20 protein-coding genes are annotated in these 23,154 nt (G+C 65.6%); 8 read left to right on the top strand and 12 right to left on the bottom strand.

What is annotated here, in order from left to right; translation table 11 throughout:
- The 3 genes from ACFQU0_RS20370 to ACFQU0_RS20360 all read left to right on the top strand — a co-directional run.
- Nucleotides 1-1,355 (top strand): diguanylate cyclase domain-containing protein (locus ACFQU0_RS20370; RefSeq protein ID WP_382203864.1); only part of this gene is annotated, 1,355 nt, incomplete at its 5' end.
- Between the two features lie 132 nt (nt 1,356-1,487).
- Nucleotides 1,488-1,964, top strand: coding sequence for a CreA family protein (locus ACFQU0_RS20365; protein ID WP_382203862.1), 477 nt, complete (start codon nt 1,488-1,490; stop codon nt 1,962-1,964).
- 12 nt (nt 1,965-1,976) lie between these two features.
- On the top strand, nt 1,977-3,050 hold the full coding sequence (locus ACFQU0_RS20360; protein WP_382203860.1) for an XdhC family protein: 1,074 nt from the start codon (nt 1,977-1,979) through the stop codon (nt 3,048-3,050).
- Between the two features lie 19 nt (nt 3,051-3,069).
- Here the strand turns inward: ACFQU0_RS20360 and ACFQU0_RS20355 are convergent, their stop codons facing one another.
- Nucleotides 3,070-5,028: a methyl-accepting chemotaxis protein gene (locus tag ACFQU0_RS20355; RefSeq protein ID WP_382203858.1), complete on the bottom strand. Its 1,959-nt coding sequence runs from the start codon at nt 5,026-5,028 to the stop codon at nt 3,070-3,072.
- A gap of 134 nt (nt 5,029-5,162) precedes the next feature.
- On the bottom strand, nt 5,163-6,239 hold the full coding sequence (locus tag ACFQU0_RS20350; protein WP_382203856.1) for an AI-2E family transporter: 1,077 nt from the start codon (nt 6,237-6,239) through the stop codon (nt 5,163-5,165).
- Nucleotides 6,240-6,442: 203 nt separating this feature from the next.
- On the opposite strand from ACFQU0_RS20350, the gene ACFQU0_RS20345 reads away from it, so the two are divergent.
- Nucleotides 6,443-7,330 (top strand): DMT family transporter, encoded by an 888-nt coding sequence (locus tag ACFQU0_RS20345; RefSeq protein ID WP_382203854.1) that lies wholly within the window; start codon nt 6,443-6,445, stop codon nt 7,328-7,330.
- 28 nt (nt 7,331-7,358) lie between these two features.
- Here the strand turns inward: ACFQU0_RS20345 and ACFQU0_RS20340 are convergent, their stop codons facing one another.
- On the bottom strand, nt 7,359-8,042 hold the full coding sequence (locus ACFQU0_RS20340) for a class I SAM-dependent methyltransferase (RefSeq protein WP_382203852.1): 684 nt from the start codon (nt 8,040-8,042) through the stop codon (nt 7,359-7,361).
- Nucleotides 8,043-8,064: 22 nt separating this feature from the next.
- Nucleotides 8,065-10,344, bottom strand: a complete 2,280-nt coding sequence (locus tag ACFQU0_RS20335; RefSeq protein WP_382203850.1) for a YgiQ family radical SAM protein — start codon at nt 10,342-10,344, stop codon at nt 8,065-8,067.
- Between the two features lie 124 nt (nt 10,345-10,468).
- On the opposite strand from ACFQU0_RS20335, the gene ACFQU0_RS20330 reads away from it, so the two are divergent.
- Both ACFQU0_RS20330 and ACFQU0_RS20325 read left to right on the top strand, forming a co-directional pair.
- Nucleotides 10,469-11,374, top strand: coding sequence for a crotonase/enoyl-CoA hydratase family protein (locus tag ACFQU0_RS20330; protein ID WP_382203848.1), 906 nt, complete (start codon nt 10,469-10,471; stop codon nt 11,372-11,374).
- A gap of 194 nt (nt 11,375-11,568) precedes the next feature.
- On the top strand, nt 11,569-13,734 hold the full coding sequence (locus ACFQU0_RS20325) for a putative bifunctional diguanylate cyclase/phosphodiesterase (protein ID WP_382203846.1): 2,166 nt from the start codon (nt 11,569-11,571) through the stop codon (nt 13,732-13,734).
- Between the two features lie 9 nt (nt 13,735-13,743).
- Here the strand turns inward: ACFQU0_RS20325 and ACFQU0_RS20320 are convergent, their stop codons facing one another.
- Nucleotides 13,744-14,697, bottom strand: coding sequence for an alpha/beta hydrolase (locus ACFQU0_RS20320; RefSeq protein WP_382203844.1), 954 nt, complete (start codon nt 14,695-14,697; stop codon nt 13,744-13,746).
- An 82-nt stretch (nt 14,698-14,779) separates the two neighbouring features.
- On the opposite strand from ACFQU0_RS20320, the gene ACFQU0_RS20315 reads away from it, so the two are divergent.
- Together ACFQU0_RS20315 and ACFQU0_RS20310 are read left to right on the top strand one after the other, a co-directional pair.
- Nucleotides 14,780-15,916, top strand: coding sequence for an iron-containing alcohol dehydrogenase (locus ACFQU0_RS20315; RefSeq protein WP_382203843.1), 1,137 nt, complete (start codon nt 14,780-14,782; stop codon nt 15,914-15,916).
- A gap of 31 nt (nt 15,917-15,947) precedes the next feature.
- The gene (locus ACFQU0_RS20310; RefSeq protein WP_382203841.1) at nt 15,948-16,238 is read left to right on the top strand and encodes a hypothetical protein; all 291 of its coding nucleotides are present in this window, start codon (nt 15,948-15,950) and stop codon (nt 16,236-16,238) included.
- A 45-nt stretch (nt 16,239-16,283) separates the two neighbouring features.
- On the opposite strand, the gene ACFQU0_RS20305 is transcribed toward ACFQU0_RS20310, so the two are convergent.
- The 7 genes from ACFQU0_RS20305 to ACFQU0_RS20275 all read right to left on the bottom strand — a co-directional run bounded on the left by ACFQU0_RS20305 (nt 16,284) and on the right by ACFQU0_RS20275 (nt 23,059).
- Complete coding sequence (locus tag ACFQU0_RS20305) at nt 16,284-16,604, bottom strand: type II toxin-antitoxin system PemK/MazF family toxin (RefSeq protein ID WP_382203839.1); 321 nt, start codon at nt 16,602-16,604, stop codon at nt 16,284-16,286.
- Nucleotides 16,598-16,846: an AbrB/MazE/SpoVT family DNA-binding domain-containing protein gene (locus tag ACFQU0_RS20300; protein ID WP_382203837.1), complete on the bottom strand. Its 249-nt coding sequence runs from the start codon at nt 16,844-16,846 to the stop codon at nt 16,598-16,600. The genes ACFQU0_RS20305 and ACFQU0_RS20300 overlap by 7 nt, the downstream gene beginning before the upstream one ends.
- Before the next feature lie 76 nt (nt 16,847-16,922).
- Nucleotides 16,923-17,855: an oxygen-dependent tRNA uridine(34) hydroxylase TrhO gene (trhO, locus tag ACFQU0_RS20295; RefSeq protein WP_382203835.1), complete on the bottom strand. Its 933-nt coding sequence runs from the start codon at nt 17,853-17,855 to the stop codon at nt 16,923-16,925.
- Between the two features lie 39 nt (nt 17,856-17,894).
- Entirely contained in the window at nt 17,895-18,986 is a 1,092-nt protein-coding gene (locus ACFQU0_RS20290) for a patatin-like phospholipase family protein (RefSeq protein WP_382203890.1), read from the bottom strand.
- The gene (locus ACFQU0_RS20285) at nt 18,983-19,810 is read right to left on the bottom strand and encodes an HDOD domain-containing protein (RefSeq protein WP_382203833.1); all 828 of its coding nucleotides are present in this window, start codon (nt 19,808-19,810) and stop codon (nt 18,983-18,985) included. Before ACFQU0_RS20285 ends, ACFQU0_RS20290 begins: the two co-directional genes overlap by 4 nt.
- Nucleotides 19,811-19,814: 4 nt before the next feature.
- Entirely contained in the window at nt 19,815-20,642 is an 828-nt protein-coding gene (locus tag ACFQU0_RS20280) for an HDOD domain-containing protein (protein ID WP_382203831.1), read from the bottom strand.
- A 77-nt stretch (nt 20,643-20,719) separates the two neighbouring features.
- Complete coding sequence (locus ACFQU0_RS20275) at nt 20,720-23,059, bottom strand: Tex family protein (RefSeq protein ID WP_382203829.1); 2,340 nt, start codon at nt 23,057-23,059, stop codon at nt 20,720-20,722.
- Nucleotides 23,060-23,154: the final 95 nt, after the last annotated feature.

Raw genomic sequence — 23,154 nt, 5'->3', positions numbered from 1 at the left:
TCAGCCGCCAGGGTGTCCTGATCGAGATCACCGAGGTCACCGAGCAGGTGCTGGTGGAGATTCGCCAGCGCTTTTTGCGCTTGCTGGAAACCATTGATGGCGTCGTTTGGGAAGCTGAAATCGGCGTGGGCAATACTTTCCTGAGCCCGCAGGTCGAACGGTTGTTCGGTTACTCCGTGGAGGAGTGGCGGTCTGACCCGGGCTTTTGGCGGGCGCATGTGCATCCCGATGATCTGGCACAGGCCCTGCTTATCGATGATGCCGCCTACAACGCCACGCACAGCTATGCCTACGAGATGAGCTATCGGCTGATTGCAAAATCCGGCAAGGTCGTGTGGGTGCGCGATCTGTGCCGCGCAGTGGTCGAGCCGGGGCGACCGAACCGCATGATCGGCCTGATGATCGACGTCACCCAGCAAAAGGACACCGAAATCGAGTTGTTACGCTCCGAAAACCGCTATTCGCTGGCGACCCGCGGATCCAATGACGGCATCTGGTACTGGGACTTGCGAACGGACGCTCTGCATGTGTCCGGGCGCTTTCACCAGATCGTCGGGCTGGGCAGCGGCGATCATGTGCACGACGGTGGCTGGAGCTTTCTGGAGCAGCTCATCGATCCCGAAGATCGCGTGCGCGTGCAGGCGGCCTACCGCAGGCACCTGTCGGGGAACAGCCCGAACTTTTCGGTGGATTTCCGCGCGTTTCACGCGGCTGGACGGCTGGTGTGGGTCAATTGGCGCGGGCTCGCCGAGTTTGAAGACGGCGTTGCGGTGCGCATGGCGGGCTCGTTGAGCGATCTGGCTGACCGTGGCAGTTCCTACGATGCGCTGACCAGCTTGCCCGGCCGGCCGTTGTTCCGCGATCGCCTCGCGAATCTCGTGGCGCTGCACCAGAACGAGGCTGCGAACGGTGATGGCGTGCCCACACGCGATGGCGCCACCATGTTCGCCGTGCTGCTGCTGGATCTCAACGGGTTCAAGGCCGTCAATGACAACTACGGGCACCATGTGGGCGACCGGCTGTTGCAGCAGGTGGCGCGGCGGCTCGAATCCTGCGTGCGGGCGGTTGATCTGGTCGCCCGCATGAGTGGCGACGAGTTCAATGTGCTGTTGGAGTCCATTGATCCCGCTGAAGCCAGCAACCGCGCACAACAGATTGCCGCCGCCCTCGCAGCGCCTTACGTGGTCGGCGAACACACCGTGATCAGTGGCGCGAGTATTGGACTGGTCAGCAGTGCATCCATGCTGGCGACGGTGGACGACTACCTGCGCGCCGCAGACACCGCCATGTACCAGGCCAAAAGCCAGTCATTGGGCGTGTGCGTGTTTCAACCTACCTGTCGCTCCAGCTCCTGAATGTCAGTTCATGGTGCCGAGAGCGATCCGACGGCGCCTATCTGACGACCGGCAGCAACCGCTGCAAGCCGTCGACGTGCTGCTAAGGTATCGGCCATCCATCGTCCGCCCCACTCACGAAAGCCCCGCACCATGTCCCGCCTTTTCCCCTCCCTCGTCCTCCTGCTTGCCGCCACCGCCGCCTGCTCCGCCAACACGGAGGAAATCGGCGCGGTGGACACGGTGTTCAAGCTCATTGGCCCCGACCACAAGATTGTGGTGGAGGCCTACGACGACCCTGGCGTTCAGGGTGTCACCTGTTACATCTCGCGCGCCAAAACCGGTGGCGTGAAGGGGGCGCTGGGGCTGGCGGAGGACAAGTCGGAGGCGTCCATTGCCTGTCGTCAGGTGGGTCCCATCACGGTCCCCAAGCCCATCAAGGCACAAGAGGAAATCTTCAGCGAGCGCACCAGCCTGATCTTCAAGCGGCTGCGCATTGTGCGCATGGTGGACGCCAAGCGCCACGCGCTGGTGTACCTGACCTATTCCGACCGCGTGATCGAGGGTTCGCCGCAGAACTCGGTGACCGCCGTGGCGGTGGACCGGGCCACGCCCATTCCCTTGCGCTGAGACAATCGGGCCATGGAAAACCTCGATCTGTACGTTTTGCGCACCCTGCGCGACTGGCGCCTGGCCGGCCAGCGCGCCATGCTGGTGACCGTGGTGCGCACCTGGGGCTCGTCGCCCCGGCCGGTGGGCTCCATCATGGCCTTGTCGGAGCACGGGGCGGTGGTGGGTTCGGTATCGGGCGGTTGTATTGAAGACGACCTGATCCACCGCTACACCCGCGCCTACCAAAGCGATGCGGCCGCCCGCGATGCCGAACCCCATGCCATTCCGGCCGGCGCGCCGCAGCAGGTGAAGTACGGCATCAGCGCCGACGAGGCCCACCGCTTTGGCCTGCCCTGCGGCGGCACGCTGGAGCTGTTGCTGGAATTCGACCCCGACGGCGCCACGTTACAGGCCATGGTGGCGCATCTGGAAGCCGGCGCGATGGTGCGCCGCACGGTGCGGCTGGCCGATGGCCAGTGCACGCTCGAAGCGGCCCAGGCGGGCGATGGCCTGCTGCTGGACGGCCAACAGCTGAGCAACGCGTTTGGCCCCGAGTTCCGCATGTTGTTGATTGGCGCGGGCCAGCTCACCGAGTACCTGGCCACCATGGCGCTGTTCAGCGGGTTTTCGGTGACGGTGTGCGACCCGCGCGAGGAGTACCGTGGCGCCTGGTCGGTGCCACGCGCCACGGTGTTGTCCGACATGCCCGACGACGTGGTCAAGGCCTTCCGACCCGACCGGCGCAGCTGTGTGGTGGCCCTCACCCACGACCCCAAACTCGACGACCTGGCCTTGCTGGAAGCGCTGGAGACCGAGGCCTTCTACATTGGCGCCATCGGTTCGCGCCGCAATAACGAAGCGCGGCACGAGCGCATGAAGCAACACTTTGATGTCAGCGACGCCACCCTGGCACGGCTGCGCGGGCCTATCGGCATTTACATCGACAGCAAAACGCCGCCCGAGATCGCGGTGAGCGTGATGGCTGAAATTCTGGCCATCAAAAACGGGGTGCCCCTGCCACGCGACATGGCGGTGGCCGCCGCCAAGTCCCGGCTGGACGACGCCACAACGGCGCTCACCGCGCCGGTGTGCGGCGTGCTCTGAGGCGCCGCCGGCCCCTCTTTCAGCGCGGCAGCCGCAACTGGCTGCCACCTTCCAGACGGAAGGCGGCCAGCACCTCGCTCAGGCGGCTGGTCTGCTCCATCATGCTGCTGGCGGCGGCGGCACTTTCTTCCACCAACGCAGCGTTTTGCTGCGTCATCTGATCCAGCTGGTTGATGGCGCTGTTGATCTGCTCAATGCCGTCGCTTTGTTCGGTGGTGGCGGCGCGGATCTCGCCAATGATGTCGCTCACCCGCTGCACGCTGCCCACAATTTCGGCCATGGTGCTGCCGGCCTGCTGCACCAGCTCGCTGCCCGCCTGCACCTTGGTCACGCTGTTGCTGATGAGGTCTTTGATCTCGCGTGCGGCCTGAGCGCTGCGCTGGGCCAGGCTGCGCACCTCGCCGGCCACCACCGCAAAGCCGCGCCCTTGTTCGCCGGCGCGGGCGGCCTCCACTGCAGCGTTCAGGGCCAGGATGTTGGTCTGGAAGGCAATGCCGTCGATGACGCTGATGATGTCGGCAATGCGGCGGCTGCTCTGGTTGATCTCGTCCATGGTGGTGACCACGTCGCCCACCACCTGCCCCCCTTTGTGTGCCACGGCGGCGGCGCTGCTGGCCAGCTGGTTGGCCTGTTGTGCGGCGTCAGCACTTTGGCGCACGGTGGCGGTGAGTTCTTCCATGCTGCTGGCGGTTTCTTCCAGGCTGCTGGCGGCCGACTCGGTGCGGGCGCTCAGGTCGTGGTTGCCGCTGGCAATCTCGCTGCTGGCCGTGCCCAGGCCAGCCGACACCTCGCGGATTTGCATCAGGCTGCCCACCCAGTGCTGACGCACAGATTCAAGCGCTGACAGCACCCGGCCCACCTCGTCCTGGGTGCGCGGCACCAAGGGCTGCGTCAAATCGTTGCGGGCCAAGTTTTCGGCGGCGGCCAGCGCTTGCTGCAGCGGCTGCGACACCATGCGGCGGATGGCAAACGCCACCAGGAACCCGGCACTCACCAAGCCGAGAAACACCACGCCCAGCAGCGTGAACACGCCTCGGCGTGCCAGCGCGGTGCTGTCGCTGTCGCGCTCGGCTTTGACGATGGCCCAGTTCCAACGCGGGAAATGGGTCCAGGAGAGGTTCACGTCGTCGTGGGGCAGGCCCACGGCCGGCAATGTTTCACTTTGGAGCGAGCCCTGTTTCTCGCCGGCCTTCACGGCCTCGCGCAGCTGGGCAAGCACCTTGTCTTCTGCGTCCAGCCGGGGCGCATTCGGCTGGCCAAACACCTGGCCGCTGTTCAGGTCCACCGCAAACATGCGGTTGTGTTCGCGCGCGAACAAGGCCATGGTGGCGCCGAGCGACGCGAACTGTGCGCTCATGTCGTGGCCAATGAAAAGAATGCCGATGGTGCGCCCGTTGGTCACCACCGGCTCGTATTTGGTCATGTAGTTTTTGCCAAACAACACGGCCCGACCCACATAGGGCTTGCCTTCCAGCATCAGCGGGTAGGCGGGGTGTTTGCGGTCCAGCGTGGTGCCCACGGCCCGGCTGCCATCTTCCTTTTTGAGGCTGGTCGTCACACGCCGGAAGTCGTCGCCCTCGCGCATGAACACCGTGGCCACGCCCCCGGTCTGGCGTTGGAACTGATCCACCGCGCTTTCGTTGCCGGCCATGTCCACGCCGCCCCACAGCAGCCGGGGTTTGTCACCGCCCTCTTCCAGGCTGAACATCACGGCGGGCAGCTGGTCGGCCAGAAGCGGGTAGGACTGCGTGGCCGACACCCTGCCGGCCTCGTCCACCTGCTCCATCATCGACGCCACCGCCGCGGTGCTGTCGCGCATTTCGCCCAAGGCACGTTCGCGCGAACTGATGAAGGTGAGCCAGCCCAGCAAAGCCACGGTGGCCAACAACAGCGTGGCCACACCGGCCAACAAAAGCAGCAAACGGGTGGACAGGCTGTTGCGCCATGTGCCTTTTCCGGCAGAAAAAGTGATAGACATGCGGTCTCCTCGGTTCTTGTTGCCGGTGACGCTCCCGGCACATCGTGAACGAATGTATAGCAGATGCGCCATGCCGCTTTTGCCACGGCGTCGGCACGGTGACACGGCGGCTCAACGCGGCGTGCCCACCGACCTCAAACGCTGGCGTCGCTGGCTTGGCGTGGCGTCAGGCCGTGCACCCATTCGCGCCAGATGCCCACCAGCAGCGCCATCAGCACCGGCCCCACGAACAGGCCCACCAAGCCCATGGTGGTGACCCCGCCCACCAGGCCAAAAAAGGTGGGCAGAAAAGGCAGCTTGACCGGCCCGCCCACGAGGCGGGGGCGCAAGGTCTTGTCCACAATGAACAGCTCGATGGCGCCCCAGGCGAACAAGGCCAGCCCAGCCACGGCTTGGGCCGAACCCACGAGGTAGAGTGACACCAGGGTGAACGCCAGCGGTGCGCCACCGGGCACCATGGCCATGAAGCCTGTGATGACACCCAGCAGCACGGGCGAAGGCACACCCGCCACCCAGTAAGCCACGCCCAACACCACGCCCTCGCCCACCGCAATCAGGCCCATGCCGGTGACGGTGGCGCTGACGGTGGCCGGCACCACCCGGGAAAAGCGCTGCCAGCGCCCGGGCAGCAGGTGGTCGCCCACGCGGTCGAGTTGAGCGCCCAGGCGGATGCCGTCTTTGTAGACAAAAAACAGGGTGATCAGCATGAACAGCACCATCAGCAACAGCGAGGCGATGTCGCCACCGGCCGCCAGCAGCGTGCGAGAAATGTTGCCCACATGCTGCCCGCTGAGGAGCTGCACCCATTCGCCCAGCGCATGGGGTGCGCTCAGGTGTTCCTGCCAGTAGGCCGCCAGGGTGTCGCCCACCCAGGGCAGCGCGGCTATCCAGGCCGGCGCGGGGGCGCCCATGCGGTTGGCCTCCATCACCCAGCGCACAAACACCGTGGCCTCACGCACGGCAAAGTGCAGGGCCAGGCCCATGGGCACCACCAGCACTGCCACCACCACCACCAGGGCCAGGCTGGCGGCCACCGTGGTGTTGCCTTTGCAGCCGCGCACCAGACGGGCGTACAGCGGCCAACTGGCAAAACCGATGATCAGCGCGGCCAACACCGGGACCACAAAACCACGGAAGAAATAGACGCCGGCCAGCAGCAGCAAGAACAACAGGGCGCGGGCAGCGAAGGAGGCTTGCACAACAGGGGGCATGTGGGAATTCTGACACGCCACTGTGTCATCATTCACCGCACAGCCGTGGCTCGGCCAGCGCCTTTATACAGGCGGTCGATCAGCGGCTGTATGCGGCCAAGCAGAAGGGCCGCAACCGCGTGGAAACCGTGGGCTGACGCAAAGCCGTTGCATGCCTGCCCCCAACCGAGATCGTGGGGCAGCTCATCCGCTATCCTCCTTCAATGCATTCCCCTGCCCCCTCCATCGCCCGTGCCGCCGCCTGGATGGCCGGCTGGCTGACCCTGATGGTGGTGATCGCCGTCGCCGGGCGCGAGGCCACACGCGAACTCTCGGTCTTCCAGATCATGTTGATGCGCTCCACCCTGGGCATGGCGATGCTCTGGCCGCTGGTGCACGCCGCCGGTGGTCTGGCCGCCGTCAGAACGACGCGGCTGCGCCAGCACACCGTGCGCAACGCGGTGCACTATGCCGCGCAGTACGGCTGGTTCGTGGCGCTCACGCTGATCCCGCTGGCCCACGTGGTGTCCATCGAATTCACCATGCCCATCTGGTCGGCGGCGCTCGCGGTTCTCTTTCTCGGCGAGCGCATGAGCGGCCTCAAATGGTTGGCCGTGCTGTTGGGGTTGGTGGGCGTGGCGGTCATCGTGCGCCCACATGCCGGTGAGGTGAACCTTGGCCAGATCATTGCGCTGGTTTCCGCGCTGGGCTTCGCCGTCTCTGTTGTGCTGGTGAAGTCACTCACCCGCACCGACGCGGCGGTCACCATCAGCTTCTGGATGCTGGTGGTGCAAAGCGCCATCGGGCTGGTGCCCGCGCTGTGGGTGTGGCAATGGCCCTCGGTGCAGGTCTGGGGGTGGGTGGTGGTGGTCGCGTTCTGCGGCACCTACTCGCACTACTGCTTTGCCCGCGCCATGCAACACGCCGACGCCACCGTGGTGGTGCCCATGGACTTTTTGCGCGTGCCCTTGACCGCGCTGGTGGGCTGGCTGATGTACGCGGAAGGATTGGACCTGTTCACGGTGCTGGGCATTGCGCTGATCCTGGCGGCCAATCTGCTGAACCTGGTGCGGTTGCCAGCGGGTGGGTGGCGGGTGGGGCGCAAGGCTTGAGACGCTGTCAGAACACAGTCGGGTCGCCTCAGGCGTGGCCCACCCAGCCCCTGAAGGCCAGCCCCGCATAGAAGAGCTGCACGCCGGTGAAGCCCGCTTCCATCAGCATGCGCTCGTCGTCCTGCGGCGATACGATGGACAGGCGCTCGCCCACCGCAGCCGCCCCAGCCCGGGCCTTGGTCAAGTCCACGCCCGACGAAGCGATGAAGGCCGCGTACCGCCCCAACCACGCCGCCCTTTCGGCCGGCGACTGCGGGAAACTCAGGTGCACCACCACGAACGGTGCACCTGGGCGCAAACGCCGCTTCACCTCGACCAACAAACGTCGTCGCTCGTTCAACGGCACAAAGTGCAGCACCAACAGGCAGGTGGCGGCATCAAACGGCCCCTCGGGCGCCCCATCCACATACCCCTGCTGCAGCATCACCCTGTCGGTCAGCGGCCCCAGCATGGTGTGGGCCAGCTTCAGCATCTCGTGGGAAGGGTCTACCCCCACAAACCGCCAGCCCGAATGCGCCTGGGCCAGGTGCTTCAACTCCAACCCGCCACCCGCGCCCACCACCAGCACGTTGGCGTCATCGGGCGCCCGCTCGGTCAGCAGCAGGTCCGTCATGCGGATCATGTCGGCCCAGCCGGGCACATTGCGGGCGGGACCGTCGACGTAGTTGGCTACAGATTGAACGTCGTTGAAGGGGTTGGGTGGGGCAGTCATCTTTTTCGGCCCAAAGCACCCCTCACCGCCCCTTGGGCTTGCCCTTAACCCCCGCCCTGGGCGGCAAACCCGTGTGCTGCGTGAGCATGCGCCCTTTCACAGGCACTGGCGCCGCAACTTTCGCCCCAGGCGTGGAGTTCTTGCGTCGTGCGCTCTGGTAGCCACCGTCGGTGAGCGGCTGAAAGGTGGGGATGAGATGGTGTTTGCCGTTGCCGATGAGGTCGGCGCGGCCCATGGCCTTGAGGGCTTCGCGCAGCACGGGCCAGTTGTTGGGGTCGTGGTAACGCAGGAAGGCCTTGTGCAGGCGACGGCGTTTTTCGCCGCGCACGATGTCCACACGCTCGGCCCGGTCGTCGCGGTGGATGCCCTTGAGCGGGTTGAGGTCGGTGTGGTACATGGCCGTGGCGGTGGCCATGGGGCTGGGGTAGAAGGTTTGTACCTGGTCGGCGCGGAAACCGTTTTTCTTGAGCCAGATGGCGAGGTTCATCATGTCCTCGTCGCTGGTGCCGGGGTGGGCGGCGATGAAGTACGGGATGAGGAACTGCTTCTTGCCAGCCTCTTCGGTGTACTTCTCGAACATCTGCTTGAACTTGTCGTAGCTTCCGATGCCGGGCTTCATCATCTTGGAAAGCGGCCCGCTTTCGGTGTGCTCGGGCGCGATCTTGAGGTAGCCGCCCACGTGGTGTTGCACCAGTTCTTTCACGTACTCGGGGCTCTTGACGGCGAGGTCGTAGCGCAGGCCGGAGCCGATCAGGACTTTCTTGATGCCCTTGAGCGCGCGCGCGCGGCGGTAGATCTTGATGAGCGGATCGTGGTTGGTGGTGAGGTTCTGGCAAATGCCGGGGTACACACAGCTGGGCTTGCGGCAGGCGGCCTCGATTTCGGGGCTTTTGCAACCCAGGCGGTACATGTTGGCGGTGGGGCCGCCCAGGTCGGAGATGGTGCCGGTGAAGCCCTTGACCTTGTCGCGGATGTCCTCGACCTCTTTGATGATGGATTCTTCGCTGCGGCTCTGGATGATGCGGCCTTCGTGCTCGGTGATGGAGCAGAAGGTGCAGCCGCCAAAACAGCCGCGCATGATGTTCACGCTGAAGCGGATCATCTCCCAGGCGGGGATTTTGGTCGCGCCGTCGTGGCCGCCGTGCTCGTCGGCGTAGGCGGGGTGCGGGCTGCGAGCGTAAGGCAGGTCGAAGACGTGGTCCATCTCGGCCGTGGTCAGCGGGATGGGCGGCGGGTTGATCCACACGTCGCGTGCGGTGGTGCCTTCGCCGTGGGCCTGCACCAACGCGCGGGCGTTGCCGGGGTTGGCTTCCACGTGCAGCACGCGGTTGGCGTGGGCGTAGAGCACCTTGTCGCTTTTCACCTGCTCGTAGCTGGGCAGGCGGATGACGGTGCGCTCGCGCGGGGTTTTGTGGCGAGGCTGGAAGACCAGGGGCTGGATGGCGGGGTTGGGCTGGCTCGCGGCATCGCCCTCCTCTTTCGCACAGGTCTGACCCTTGGCCTGCGCCTGCTCGGCGGTGGTCTGGTAGGGGTTGATGTGTTCGTCCACGCGGCCGGGCTGGTCCACCTCGGAGGAATCGATCTCGAACCAGCCTTCAGGCGTTGACTGGCGCACAAAGGCGGTGCCGCGCACGTCGGTGATGTTGTCCACCGGCTCGCGTGCGGCCAGGCGGTGCGCCACTTCCACCAGGGCGCGCTCGGCGTTGCCGTAGAGCAGCAGATCGCATTTGCTGTCCACCACAATGGAGCGGCGCACCTTGTCGCTCCAGTAGTCGTAATGGGCAATGCGGCGCAGGCTGCCTTCGATGCCACCCAGCACGATGGGCACGTCTTTGTAGGCCTCGCGGCAGCGCTGGCTGTAGACGATGGCGGCACGGTCGGGGCGTTTGCCGCCCACGTCGCCCGGGGTGTAGGCGTCGTCGCTGCGGATCTTGCGGTCGGCCGTGTAGCGGTTGATCATGGAGTCCATGTTCCCCGCCGTCACGCCCCAGAACAGGTTGGGCTTGCCCAGCGCCTTGAAGGGTTCAGCGCTTTGCCAGTCGGGCTGGGCAATGATGCCGACGCGGAAACCCTGCGCCTCCAGCACCCGGCCCACCACCGCCATGCCAAAGCTGGGGTGGTCCACGTAGGCGTCGCCCGTCACCAAAATGATGTCGCACGAATCCCAGCCCAGGCGCTCCATCTCGGCGCGGCTCATGGGCAGGAAAGGCGCGTTGCCAAAGCGTTTGGCCCAGTACGGGCGGTAGCTGGTGATGGGCTTGGCGGCGCGCGCGAAAAAGGAAACGTCGACGGGGGCGTTCATGTAGGACCTGGGGGATAACCCGCAATTTTAAGTGGGCCGGGTGTTTTTGCGGGCACTGTCACCTGTTGGCCTGCCACAGAACAAGGGCATGCCTATGATTTTGGAACAACGATCAGGAGACACCATGCCCGATTTCAAGACCCTCACCATCACCAAAGACCAGCGTAACCCACGCATCGCCCGCCTGCTGCTCAACCGCCCCGAGCGGCTGAACGCCATCACCGACGACACGCCGCGCGACATCCGCGCCGCCGTGGAGTGGGCCAACGCCGATGACGAGGTGCATGTGATCGTGGTGAGCGGCGCAGGCAAGGGTTTTTGTGGCGGCTACGACCTGGCCGACACCGCCCAAAGCCACATCGAGCACCCCTGCCAGCAGGAGAAAACCCCCTGGGACCCGATGGTCGACTACGCCTACATGAAGCGCAACACCGAGGACTTCATGAGCCTGTGGCGCAGCCCCAAGCCCACCATTGCGCAGGTGCATGGTGCGGCCGTGGCTGGCGGCAGCGACATCGCCCTGTGCTGCGATCTCCTGGTGATGGCCGAGGACGCGCGCATTGGCTACATGCCCACCCGCGTGTGGGGCTGCCCCACCACCGCCATGTGGAGCTTTCGCCTGGGGCCGGCCCGGGCCAAGCAGCTCATGTTCACCGGCGATGTGCTCAGTGGCCGCCAGGCCGCCGACTGGGGACTGGCCAACCTGGCCGTGCCAGCCGAGCAGCTGGATGCCGAGACCTTCAAGCTGGCCGAGCGCATCGCCGGCGTGCCACGTGGCCACCTGGCCATGCACAAGATGGTGGTCAACCAGACCATGCTGACCGCTGGCCTGGAGCAGACGCAGATGATGGCGACGGTGTTTGATGGCATCACCCGCCACAACCCCGAAGGCCTGTGGTTCCGCCGCTATGCGCAGACCGAAGGCTTCAAGGCGGCGGTGCAGTGGCGCGACAGCGGCCGCCCCATCCCCGAGGGCGACGAGGCACGTGCGCTGGTGCGCGACATGGATGCCCGGCCCCCTTCCGCCTGACCGATGGCCAGGCATGTGGCAGGCAGCCCACACCTCAGCGATTTCCGCCCCAGCCGGGGTGAGGCATATTTGTGAAAAATTGTTATGCTGATGCCTGACGTTTGACGCAGCTTCCCTTGAGTCCGCCCTGCCCCACCGCCACGCCAAAGCCCCCCTCGGGTTGGGTGAACGTGCGCCGCTGACAGACACAGGCCATGCCGACCGACGCTCCCACCGATCTGCTGGCCCGTCTGTTTCCGGTGTTGTTGGCGTTTCTGTGTGCCCACACAACCTTGGAATGCCGCGCGCGGTTCACCGAGTCGTTGCGCACGAACGATCCAGACCGCTGGCAGTGGTTGACCGGCGCCGCGCTGGCCTTCGGTACCGGCGTGTGGTCTCTGCACATCCACGGACTGTCGCTCTTGCCGCAAGGCGCGCCCGTGCATTACCACACAGGCCTGTTGCTGATGGCATGGGTGTTGGGCGTGGCGGTGGCCGCCGTGGGCGTGTGGGCATCGGTCGCGCTGCGCCCCGCGCCTTGGGCGATGGCCATCGGTGCTCTGGCATTGGGGCTCGCGGTGGTGTTGAGTGAATCCCTCTCGCTGCGGGCAGCCGCGTTCGAACCAGCCTTGCGGTGGGCCCCCTCCGAGCTGGCCACCCTGGGTGCCTTGGTGGCTCTGTGTGGACTGGCGGCCCAGGTGCTGGGCGCATGGCAACCGGCAGCGCCTGGCCTGCACATGACCCTCCGTCTGTTGGCCTCGCTGTTGCTGGCGTTCGGGCTGTGGGTAGGCGATGGGCGACTGCAAGGCATACACGCCGCCGAGATGGCCCATGCGACCAGCACTGCCCAAGGCCTGGCACTGAGTTCGCTCGGCTTGCTGGCACGCCTGGGTACCCTGATCTTGCTGCTGATGACGCTGGTGCTGGCCAGGCGCGAGGCCTTGTTGCGCGCCTCGCTGGTGCAGGCACGCGGCGACGTGGCGCGCGAATCGCTGACAGACCCGTTGACCCGGTTGCCCAACCGGCAGGCGTTTGAGTTGCGCTTGAAGGAAACCGGTCTGGCCAGCGAACGTGACGGCGCCGGCATGGCGTTGATGTTCATTGATCTGGACGGGTTCAAGCCCATCAACGAGTCCTTCGGCCACCAAAGCGGTGACTGGCTGCTCAACACCGTGGGGCAGCGCCTGCGCGAACTCGCTCGCGGCCACGAATTCGTCGCCCGCTGGGGCGCCGACCAATTCTTGCTGCTGTTGCCCGGCCTGTGCGCCCGCGAGCCATTGGCAGAAAGAGCTCGTACGGTGCTCAAGGCCATCGCCCAGCCCATGGACGTGCTGGGCCGCGAGTTGCCGGTCCAGGCCTCCATTGGCGTGGCCATCTTCCCCGATGACGGCGCCGCTGCCCTGATGGTGGCCCATGCCGACGCCGCCACCCACGCAGCCAAGGCGGCTGGCGGGGGCACTTTCTGTTTTTTCGAACCGCACATGTTGCACGACTCGCGCGAGCAGATGGAGTTGCTGCGCGACCTGCGCCGTGCCATTGAGGAGCAAGCGCTTGAACTGTACTTTCAGCCCAAGATTCACGCGCCCAGCGGGCAGATCACCGGCGCTGAGGCCTTGATCCGCTGGAACCACCCCAGCAAGGGCTTGATCCGCTGGAACCACCCCAGCAAGGGCTTGATCAGTCCGGGTGCTTTTATCCCCGTGGCCGAACGTTTTGGCCTGATTGGTGCCATCGGCGACTGGGTGATCGATCAGGCCTGTCGCCAGATACACACATGGCGCGAAGGTGGGCTGCGCATGCGGGTGGCCATCAACCTGTCGGTACACCAGTTGCGCCAGGACGATCTGGCCGACCGCATCGATGCCGCGCTCAAGCGCCACGCGGTCAACCCCACGCTGCTCACCTGCGAAATCACCGAATCGGTGGCCATGGAGAACAACGCCAGCAGCAAGGTCTTTTTCGACAAGCTCGAAAAGGTGGGGGTGCACATCTCCATTGACGATTTCGGCACCGGTTATTCCAGCCTGTCCTACCTGCGCCAGTTGCCAGCCGAAGAACTCAAGATCGATGCCGCCTTCGTGAAGGACCTGGAGTTCAGCAACGACGCGCGCACCGTGGTGGACGCGGTGGTCAAGCTCGGCCAGGCGCTGGGCCTCAAGGTGGTGGCAGAAGGAGTGGAAACCGACATCCAGCGCGACATCCTGCGGCAGCTGGGTTGCAACGAGCTGCAGGGTTTTCTGTTTGCCAAACCCATGGCCGCGAACCGCCTGTTCCTGTGGGCCATGAGCGACGACGGCCCCACACACACGGACTTCCGTCAATCGCTGTTTGGCGACACGCGCATCGACGACGACCTCGCCGGTGATGCGCCTGTGCGTTAGCCGCCAGCGTCAGGCAAAGGCGTGCCGCAAGGCACGGGCTGCGTCGTTGTGGGCCTGCTGGGCCTCAGGGATGGCGCGCCCCATCTTGATGAACTCGTGCACCACGCCACGGTAGATCTCCAGGTCCACCGGCACGCCGGCCAGGCGCAGCTTGTCGGCGTACATCACGCCTTCGTCCACCAGTGGGTCGCATTCGGCCAGGCCGATCCAGGCCGGCGCCACGCCCTCCAGGTCATCCGCATACAGCGGAGCAAAACGCCAATCGTCCCGGTCGGCAGGCGTGCGCACGTACTGGTTGAAGAAGTAGGTGATGTGCGATTCTTCCAGCACGAAGCCGTGCGCAAAGGTTTTGTGCGAGGGCGTGTCCTGGTGGCCGGTGGTGCCAGGGTAGAACAGCAGTTGCAGGGCCAGCGGCAAACCGGCGTCGCGCGCTTCCATGGCGCACACGGCGGCCAGCGTGCCGCCAGCGCTGTCGCCCCCCACAGCCAGGCGTGTGGTGTCCAGGCCCAAGGCGCTGCCCTGCCCTGCCAGCCACTGGAGCGCGTCCCACGCATCGTTGGCGGCGGTGGGGAACTTGTGCTCGGGCGCCAGCCGGTAGTCCAGCGACACCACCGCACAGTGGGCCAGGTGAGCCAGGTGGCGGCACAGGCTGTCGTGGGTGGCCACACTGCCGATGGTGAAGCCACCGCCGTGGGTGTAGAGCAGCACCGGCAAGGCCTCGTGTGAGGGCGCGACCAGGCGCGCGGGCAACACGGCGCCATCGCGGGCGGGCACCTGCAGGGCCTCCTCGCGCGCCATCTTGTGTGGCGCCAAGTCCAGCACGCCCGCGCCAGCTTCGTAGTGGGCACGCGCCTGTTGTGGGGTCAGGGCGTGCATGGGCGTGTTGCCCAGGCGGGCCATGCGGTCGATCACGCCACGCATCAGCGGGGTCAGCAGCGCGCGCGGGTTGTGGGGGTGGTTCATGGCGGCAATGGTAGCTGTCGCCTGCCCGTCAAGAGAGGCCGTGGCGGCCGCTTATAGTGGCGCCAAACAACGGAGACCTCCCATGGCCAACATCCTCTACATCACCAACATCCAGATCGACTTCGGCGCCATCCAGTTGCTGCCGGCCGAGTGCAGCCGCTCGGGCATCACCCGTCCGCTCATCGTCACCGACGCCGGTGTCAAGGCCGTGGGCATTCTGCACAAGGCGCTTGATGCGCTGCCCGGCGTGCCCACCGCCGTGTTCGACCAAACGCCCTCCAACCCCACCGAAGCGGCCGTGCGCGCCGCCGCCGAGGTCTACCGCGCCCACAGCTGCGACGGCCTGATTGCGCTGGGCGGTGGCAGCGCCATCGACTGCGCCAAGGGGGTGGCCATCGCGGTGGCCCACGAAGGCCCGCTCAAAACCTACGCCACCATCGAAGGCGGCTCGCCCAAGATCACCGACCGCGTGCCCCCGCTGATCGCCGTGCCCACCACCGCCGGCACCGGCAGCGAGGTGGCGCGTGGCGCCATCCTCATCGTGGACGATGGCCGCAAGCTGGGTTTCCACAGTTGGCATCTGGTGCCCAAAACCGCCCTGCTCGACCCCGAACTCACACTGGGCCTGCCGCCCATGCTGACGGCGGCCACGGGCATGGACGCCATCGCCCACAACATGGAAACCTTCATGGCGCCTGCCTTCAACCCGCCGGCCGACGGCATTGCGCTGGAGGGCTTGCGCCGGGGCTGGGCCCACATCGAAGCCGCCACCCGCGACGGCAGCAACCGCGAGGCCCGCATGAACATGATGGTGTCCAGCATGCACGGCGCCATGGCATTCCAGAAAGGCCTGGGCTGCGTGCACTCTCTGAGCCACAGCCTGGGCGGCGTGAACCCGCGCTTGCACCACGGCACACTCAACGCGATGTTTTTGCCGGCGGTGGTTCGCTTCAATGGCGCGGCCGAAACGGTACAAAAAGAAGACCGCCTGAACCGCATGGCCCAGGCCATGGGCTTGACATCGGGCAGCGACATCCCGGCCGCCATCGCCGACATGAACGCGCGCCTGGGCCTGCCCAGTGGCCTGCGCGCCATGGGTGTGACCGACGACCTGTTTGACAAGGTGATTGAAGGCGCGCTGGCCGACCATTGCCACAAAACGAACCCCCGGATTGCCAGCGCCGAGGAATACCGCAGCATGTTGCAAGAAGCCATGTGAGTGGCATGAACCGACCCACACTGGAGGCTGTATGAACCCGCTCGCTCCTGCCTTGATGTTGAGCATGGCCACGCTGGCAGCGTCGGCCGCCTGGGCCATTGATGCCCGAGAACGCGGCTTGATCAGCAACGGCATGGCCGAGGGCGAGGTGGTGTTCCGCATTGGCAAGCCCGACCACGAGGCCTTCATCCGCAACCAGCGGGGGCTGCCGGAGGAAAAGTCCTGGACCTACTTCCCCCACCCCCGCGACCCGCAAACCCTGACCACCATCACCTTCCGCGCGGGCGTGGTGGTCAACGTTGAACGCAAGATCGCGCGTTGACCTGTGACGACACGGCTTGGCAAGACCATCGCCTGAGCCTTTGAGTCACGGTTCGAACAATTGGCGCAACACGGCCAAAGTCTGATCCAGCGTCGAGGCATTGGCTGATCCCAGCCGTTTGATCAGGCGCTGCTTGTCCAAGGCCCTGATTTGGTCCAACAGCAGCAGGCCAGAGGTGCCCTGAAAGCGGATGGGAACCCGAAACGGCGCGGGAAAGCCCTTGGATGTCATGGGCGCAACCATGACGGTGCGCAGGTGATCGTGCAACTCTGCTGGCGAAACAACCAAACAAGGTCGAGATTTGCGGATTTCACTGCCAATGGTGGGGTCGAGATTGATGAGCCAGATCTCGCCTCGTTTCACCACGTCAGATCCTCATCGTCCACGTTGCCAAATTCGCCGAGGAGCAACGCATCGTCTTGGGCTTGGGCCACAGCCTTGGCGGCATCGGCCCAACCTGCCCGCACCGCTTTGGTGGGCTTGCGCAGCACCAAGGCACCGTTCTCAACCACGAGTTCGGCAACGTCCTGCAATCCCACCTGAGCCAACAAGGGTTTGGGAATGACAATCCCTTTCGAGTTGCCAAAGGGGCGGATGGTGACTTCCATGGTGGACCTCTAGAGTGGAGGCACCGATATTATTACTTTGTAATTACTTTGCCAAGTCAAACCAAGCCTTGGCGCATCACGGCTTGTTTGGAAGTGCCGCGCCCACATGCCGCTCGCCCCGCGCCTCGGCCAGTTCCACCTGGCGCTGGCGTTCGGCCAGCCGGGCCTTTTCTTCGGGCGTGCGCTGGTTGTGGCAGTGGGGGCAGCTCACGCCCAAAACGAAGTGGGGTGAGGCCTTGTCTTCCGGCCCGAGCGGCCAGCGGCAGGAGCGGCAAAGTTCGTAGGGGCCGGGCTTGAGGCCGTGGCCCACGCTCACGCGCTCGTCGAACACAAAACACTCGCCGTCCCAGGTGCTCTGCTCTGGCGGCACCTCTTCCAGGTACTTGAGGATGCCGCCTTCGAGGTGATAAACCTCGTCAAAGCCCTTCATCTTCATCAAGGCGGTGGATTTTTCGCAGCGGATGCCACCGGTGCAGAACATGGCCACCTTGGGTTTTTTGGCGCCCTGCAGCGCAGGCTGCGCGTCTATCCAGGCCGGCAGCTCGGTGAAGGTCTTGATGTCGGGGTTGATGGCACCCTTGAACGTGCCGATCTTGACCTCGTAGTCGTTGCGGGTGTCGATGAGCACCACGTCGGGGTCGGCCAGCAAGGCGTTCCAGTCCTGCGGCTTGACGTACTGGCCCACGGTCTTGTTGGGGTCGAGCTCGGGCACGCGCAGCGTGACGATCTCTTTTTTCAGGCGCACCTTCATGCGAAGGAACGGCGGTTTGCTGGACCACGACTCCTTGTGCGTCAGGCTGGCGAGGCCCGGCATGGCGCGCAGGTGCGCCAGCACGGCGCGCACCCCGGCTTCGGGTCCGGCGATGGTGCCGTTGACGCCTTCACGCGCCAGCAACAAGGTGCCCTTGACGGCGTTGTCGTCGCAGCAGCGCTGCAGTGGCTCGCGTTGGGCCACAAAATCCGGCAGGTCGACAAACTTGTAGAGGGCGGCGGTCAGAAAGGCATCCATGGCCCCAATTATCCCAGCGTCGCCCCACGGCGACGCCCGTCACAGCGCCGAGACTTGACCCAGATCAGGCCGCAACAGCCATTCAGCAAACTCGTCGGTCAGTTGTTGAGCGGCCGAAACGGCGCCGTTCCAGGCTTTCATGCGGCCGGGCAGGTCGTGGCTGTAGGTGCTGAAGTCGTTGCGGTCGGGCAGCTTGCCGTTGGGCAGGCGCCGCACCCACTCGGGATCGGGGGCGAGCACCAGCATGTGGTCGAGGAAGTGGCTGGCTCGGTGGCGCCACTTCCAGGGTTTGTCGAGCCAACCAGGCACCACCTGCTTCTGGAAGTGGGGGTACAACACGATGCCTGGCTGGGTGCCGTAGTCCAGGTGCAGGTGGTAGTCGGTGATGCCGCCGTCCCAATAGGCGCCGGGCGGCGCACCGGCAATTTGGGGCACGGCCCGCAGCACAAAGGGGATGGAGCAGCTGGCCTGCAGCGCGTCCATGAAGTTGGCCTCGCTCAGCGCCAGGTGGCGGGTGCGGTAATCGTGCGTCGCAAACGGCAGCACGGCAGGCGCACCCGCTTGTGGGCTGGAGAACACCACCCGCTCCAGCCAGGCGCCCATGGCCCGGCGATGCACCGCATTGGTGAGCATGGCGCCGAGGTAGCCGAGCGGTGCGCGCAGGCCAGCCTCGCGACGCATGAGGTGGCGGCCACGCGATGTGACGATGTGCAGGCGGTAACGTGGGTGCTTGAGCACCTCGTGTACCCGCCCACCGTAAAACGCCTTCAGGCTCTCACCAAAACGCTCGCTGATGCGTTCGGGCGGTGGGCGCTTCTGCCCTGGGGACAGCTCGTAGTGCTGGGCGATGTAGTCGCGGCTCAGGCGGTTGAACGCCGCCACCGGGTCGTCGAGGCAAGCCGTGGCCATGCGCCAGGCGCCGATGGAGGCACCGATCAGATCGATGGGCTGCGCGCTGCGCGCCAACCAGTCGCCAAATAAAAACCGGTCCAGTGGCCCCAGCACGAGGCCCTTGGGGCCACCGGCGGCGGCCGGAATGGCACGCACATCGGCTGGCGACAAGCCATTGCGCTGCAGGTGGGCACGTGCTGCCGCCCCGGCATACAAACGCAGGGCGCGTGTGCGGCTCAGGAGGCCTCCAGTTCGCGCAGTGGCGGCACGTCTTCCGTGACCAGCACGTCGTGGTCCAGCCCCATGGCCAGGCCCAGGGCATCGGGGTAGGTGTGGATGAGGCGGTCGGCATCGCCCGGTGTGCCATGGATGCAGGCCCGCCAGACGGCCAGATGCACCAGCGCGGCCAGGGGTTCGGGCTGCGGCGCTTCCAGAGGTGATACCTGCTGGGCCAGCGCATCCACCAGCCGCGGCGGAAAGTGCCAGCGGCGCGCCAGCTCGGCGCCCGCTTCGGCGTGGCTGAAGCCCAGCACCTGCCGCTCCATCGCAGCGCGTCGCGGGTCCAGCAAGTCCAGCTCGCGGTCGATCTCGGTCATGGCTTCGGGCAGGCCGGCGTGCAGCACCAGCTCGCCAATGCCGTGCAGCAGCCCGGCGGTGAAGGCCAGGTTTTCGTCCATGCGCAAGGGGTATGCGATGTAGCGCGCCAAGGTGGCAGCCACCAGGCTGTGGTGCCAGTAGCGGTCGAGATTGAGCGTGCCCACCGCATGAAAGCAGTCGTTCAGCGCGGTGTTGATGACCAGCGCACGCACCTTGTTGAGGCCCAGCACCATGAGGGCGTCGCGCGAGGTGGACACCGGCCGCAACAGGCGGAAGAACGCCGAATTGGCGCGCTGCAGCACTTTGGCGGCCATCACCGGATCGCGGTCGATGTCGCGCGCGACGGCCACGATGTCCACATCGTCCTGCCCGAAAGTGGCGATCAGTCGCGCCGCCACCTCGGGCGCCGATGGCAGCGCCTGAGGCTGCTTGAACAGCGCTTGCAGCCGGTTGTCTGGGACGGACATGGCGTCAGCTCAGGAAGGCCGAGAGTTCGCCGGCAGACGTCCAGTCCGCCGGGTCTTTGTCCAGCACCTGCTCCAGATCGAGGCCCAGCAGCATGGCGACCACGTCGGGGAAGGTTTTGGTCAGGCCTTCGCGGTCCATGTTGATTTCCTGGCAGCGTGCGCGCCACGACGCCATGTGCACGACGCCGGCCATCGGCTCATGGAGATCACCTTCAAACGGCAGCAACTGGTGCTGCAGGGCGCGCACGATGGCTTCGGGGAAATCCCATTTTTTGGCAAAACCGGCGCTCACGTCGGCGTAGGTGTAGCCCAGGTGGGCGCGTTCGGCCTCGGCGCGGTGCAGGTCCAGCGGCGCCACGCTGAAGTCGATCTTGGCCACCACGTCAGGCATGCCGATGTGCATCACCAGGTCGCCCACCGCGTGCACCAGGCCGGCGGTGAAGGCCGCACCGTCGTGCAGACGCAAACCCGGCGCCAGGGCGCGGCAGGCCTTGGCGGTATTTAGGCTGTAGCGCCAGAACTGCTCCAGATTGACACCCGGCACGGCCTTGAAACTGCTGGACAGCGCCACCGCCGTCACCAGGGTGCGAACGTGCGAAAAACCCAGGATGCCCACCGCGTCCTCCACGCTGCTGATCTGCCGCGTGACGTTGAAGAAGGCCGAGTTGGCCAGCTTGAGCATGCGCGCCGTCAGCGCCGGATCGGTGGCCACCAGCTGGCTGATCTTGCGCGGGCTGGGGTCGTCCGCGTCCAGTTCGGACAAGACTTCGGACACGACCTTGGGGATGCTGGGCAGCGCGTTTGCCTTGGCCAGCAGGGCTTGGAGTTCCATGGACGTCGGAGGAGGACAGGAGGAGGTTTTTCAGTATAGGCGCAGCCGGCCAGGCCGACACAGGTATGTGCCCGCCGTCAGCGTTTGAGCCCCTGCAATTTGGCGAAGGCCGAGGCCATGGCGCCGCCCTGTGGCAAGGCATCGCGCCCACGCTGCACCTGTTGGCCGCGCCCTGCCCCTTCAAAACGGTTGTCGCGCGGGCCGTCCTTGCGGGTGGGTGCGGCGTCCAGTTTCATCGACAGGCCGATGCGCTTGCGCGCCACGTCCACCTCCATCACTTTCACCTTGACGATGTCGCCGGTCTTGACGACTTCGCGCGCATCGTTCACGAACTTGTGGCTCAACTGGCTCACGTGCACCAGGCCATCCTGGTGCACGCCCAGGTCGATGAAGGCGCCGAACTGGGCCACGTTGCTCACCGTGCCTTCCAGCACCATGCCTTCGACCAGGTCCTTGATGTCTTCCACACCGTCGTTGAAACGCGCCACCTTAAAATCGGGGCGCGGATCGCGGCCCGGCTTTTCCAGCTCGCCCAGGATGTCCTTGACGGTGATGACGCCAAACTTTTCGTTGGCGAACAGCTCGGGCTTGAGCGTCTTGAGCATGTCGGCGCGGCCCATCAGCTCGGCCACGGGTTTGCCGGTCTTTTCGATGATGGCTTCCACCACCGGGTAGGTTTCGGGGTGCACGCCCGTCATGTCCAGCGGGTTGTCGCCGCCACGGATGCGCAAGAAACCAGCCGACTGCTCAAAGGTCTTGGCGCCCAACCCGCTCACGTCCATCAACTGCTTGCGGCTCTTGAAGGCGCCGTTGGCTTCGCGCCAGCGCACCACCGCCTTGGCCACGCTGCCCGAGAGACCCGACACGCGGGTGAGCAGCGGCACGCTGGCGGTGTTGAGGTCCACGCCCACGCCGTTCACGCAGTCTTCCACCACGGCCTCCAGCGTGCGTGCCAGCTCGCTCTGGTTCACATCGTGCTGGTACTGGCCCACGCCGATGCTCTTGGGGTCGATCTTGACCAGTTCGGCCAGCGGGTCCTGCAGGCGGCGCGCGATGGACGCAGCACCGCGCAGGCTCACGTCCACATCGGGCATTTCCTGCGAGGCGAATTCGCTGGCGGAATACACCGAGGCGCCCGCTTCACTGACCACCACCTTCTCAATCACCCGCTCGGCCTTGGCCATCAGCTTGATCAGCTCGCCAGCCAGCTTGTCGGTCTCGCGGCTGGCGGTGCCGTTGCCAATCGCAATCAGGTTGACGCCGTGTTTGTCGCACAAGCGGGCCAAGGTGTGCAACGAGCCGTCCCAGTCGCGGCGCGGCTCGTGCGGGTAGACCGTGGACGTGTCCACCAGCTTGCCCGTGGCATCAACCACCGCCACCTTGACGCCGGTGCGGATGCCGGGGTCCAGACCCATGACCACACGCGGACCGGCGGGCGCGGCCAGCAGCAGGTCGCGCAGGTTGTCGGCGAACACCTTGATGGCCACCTTCTCAGCCTCTTCGCGCAGGCGGGCGAACAGGTCACGCTCGGTCGACAGACTCAATTTGACGCGCCATGTCCAGGCCACGCACTTGCGCAGCAGGTCATCGGCGGGACGCCCTTTGTGGCCCCAGCCCAGGTGCAAGGCAATCTTGCCCTCGGCGATGCTGGGCTTGCCGGGTTCGGGCACTTCAGGCAGAACCAGCTTGGCGTCCAGCAACTCCAGCGCGCGGCCACGGAACACCGCCAGCGCGCGGTGCGAAGGCACACGGCCGATGGGTTCGTCGTAGTCGAAGTAGTCGCGGAACTTGGCGATCTCGGGGTCGTTTTCGTTTTTGCCGGCGGCCAGTTTGCTGGTGAACAAACCTTCGGCCCACAGCCACTCGCGCAGCTTCTGTACCAGCGCGGCGTCCTCGGCCCAGCGTTCGGAGAGGATGTCGCGCACGCCGTCGAGCACGGCGGCGGTGGTTGTGAAATCAGCACCTTCCACCTTGCCGGCCGGCACCAGGAAGGCTTGGGCCTCGGCGCTCGGGTCCAGCGATGGATCGGCAAACAGTTTGTCGGCCAGCGGTTCAATGCCAGCCTCGCGGGCGATCATCCCCTTGGTGCGGCGCTTGGGCTTGTAGGGCAGGTAGAGGTCTTCCAGTTCTTGTTTGGTCGGCGCGGCCTCGATAGCGGCGCGCAATTCGGGGGTGAGCTTGCCCTGCTCGGCAATGCTTTTGAGCACAGCCTCGCGGCGGTCTTCCAATTCGCGAAGGTAGCTCAGACGGGCTTCGAGTTCACGCAACTGGATGTCGTCGAGGCCATCTGTGACCTCTTTGCGGTAGCGGGCGATGAAGGGCACCGTGGCCCCACCATCCAGCAGTTCCACGGCGGCCAGCACCTGACGGGGCTGGACTTTGATCTCCTGCGCGATCTGCGCGATGATTTTTTGCATGTCGAAAAACGGTGGACCGGTCGCGCGCCGGCCTCTGGCTGTCTGGAAAGTGGGGGAGTTTGCCACAGGGCAAATCCGCCACCGCCTGGGTTAGA

Origin of the sequence: Hydrogenophaga defluvii (assembly GCF_042665235.1) — a bacterium.
Taxonomy (GTDB): domain Bacteria; phylum Pseudomonadota; class Gammaproteobacteria; order Burkholderiales; family Burkholderiaceae_C; genus Hydrogenophaga; species Hydrogenophaga defluvii_A.
Note: the sequence above shows the minus strand (reverse complement) of the source record. Positions and strands in the feature narration are given on the sequence as shown.

What these genes read in the sequence shown, in the direction of transcription:
- ACFQU0_RS20350 (WP_382203856.1), bottom strand. Translation starts at nt 6,239, where the DNA reads ATGCCCCCTGTTGTGCAAGCCTCCTTCGCTGCCCGCGCCCTGTTGTTC.
- ACFQU0_RS20275 (WP_382203829.1), bottom strand. Translation starts at nt 23,059, where the DNA reads ATGCAAAAAATCATCGCGCAGATCGCGCAGGAGATCAAAGTCCAGCCC.
- ACFQU0_RS20365 (WP_382203862.1), top strand. Translation starts at nt 1,488, where the DNA reads ATGTCCCGCCTTTTCCCCTCCCTCGTCCTCCTGCTTGCCGCCACCGCC.
- ACFQU0_RS20335 (WP_382203850.1), bottom strand. Translation starts at nt 10,344, where the DNA reads ATGAACGCCCCCGTCGACGTTTCCTTTTTCGCGCGCGCCGCCAAGCCC.
- ACFQU0_RS20285 (WP_382203833.1), bottom strand. Translation starts at nt 19,810, where the DNA reads ATGTCCGTCCCAGACAACCGGCTGCAAGCGCTGTTCAAGCAGCCTCAG.
- ACFQU0_RS20360 (WP_382203860.1), top strand. Translation starts at nt 1,977, where the DNA reads ATGGAAAACCTCGATCTGTACGTTTTGCGCACCCTGCGCGACTGGCGC.
- ACFQU0_RS20340 (WP_382203852.1), bottom strand. Translation starts at nt 8,042, where the DNA reads ATGACTGCCCCACCCAACCCCTTCAACGACGTTCAATCTGTAGCCAAC.
- ACFQU0_RS20355 (WP_382203858.1), bottom strand. Translation starts at nt 5,028, where the DNA reads ATGTCTATCACTTTTTCTGCCGGAAAAGGCACATGGCGCAACAGCCTG.
- ACFQU0_RS20300 (WP_382203837.1), bottom strand. Translation starts at nt 16,846, where the DNA reads ATGGAAGTCACCATCCGCCCCTTTGGCAACTCGAAAGGGATTGTCATT.
- ACFQU0_RS20325 (WP_382203846.1), top strand. Translation starts at nt 11,569, where the DNA reads ATGCCGACCGACGCTCCCACCGATCTGCTGGCCCGTCTGTTTCCGGTG.
- ACFQU0_RS20320 (WP_382203844.1), bottom strand. Translation starts at nt 14,697, where the DNA reads ATGAACCACCCCCACAACCCGCGCGCGCTGCTGACCCCGCTGATGCGT.
- trhO (WP_382203835.1), bottom strand. Translation starts at nt 17,855, where the DNA reads ATGGATGCCTTTCTGACCGCCGCCCTCTACAAGTTTGTCGACCTGCCG.
- ACFQU0_RS20315 (WP_382203843.1), top strand. Translation starts at nt 14,780, where the DNA reads ATGGCCAACATCCTCTACATCACCAACATCCAGATCGACTTCGGCGCC.
- ACFQU0_RS20345 (WP_382203854.1), top strand. Translation starts at nt 6,443, where the DNA reads ATGCATTCCCCTGCCCCCTCCATCGCCCGTGCCGCCGCCTGGATGGCC.
- ACFQU0_RS20280 (WP_382203831.1), bottom strand. Translation starts at nt 20,642, where the DNA reads ATGGAACTCCAAGCCCTGCTGGCCAAGGCAAACGCGCTGCCCAGCATC.
- ACFQU0_RS20330 (WP_382203848.1), top strand. Translation starts at nt 10,469, where the DNA reads ATGCCCGATTTCAAGACCCTCACCATCACCAAAGACCAGCGTAACCCA.
- ACFQU0_RS20310 (WP_382203841.1), top strand. Translation starts at nt 15,948, where the DNA reads ATGAACCCGCTCGCTCCTGCCTTGATGTTGAGCATGGCCACGCTGGCA.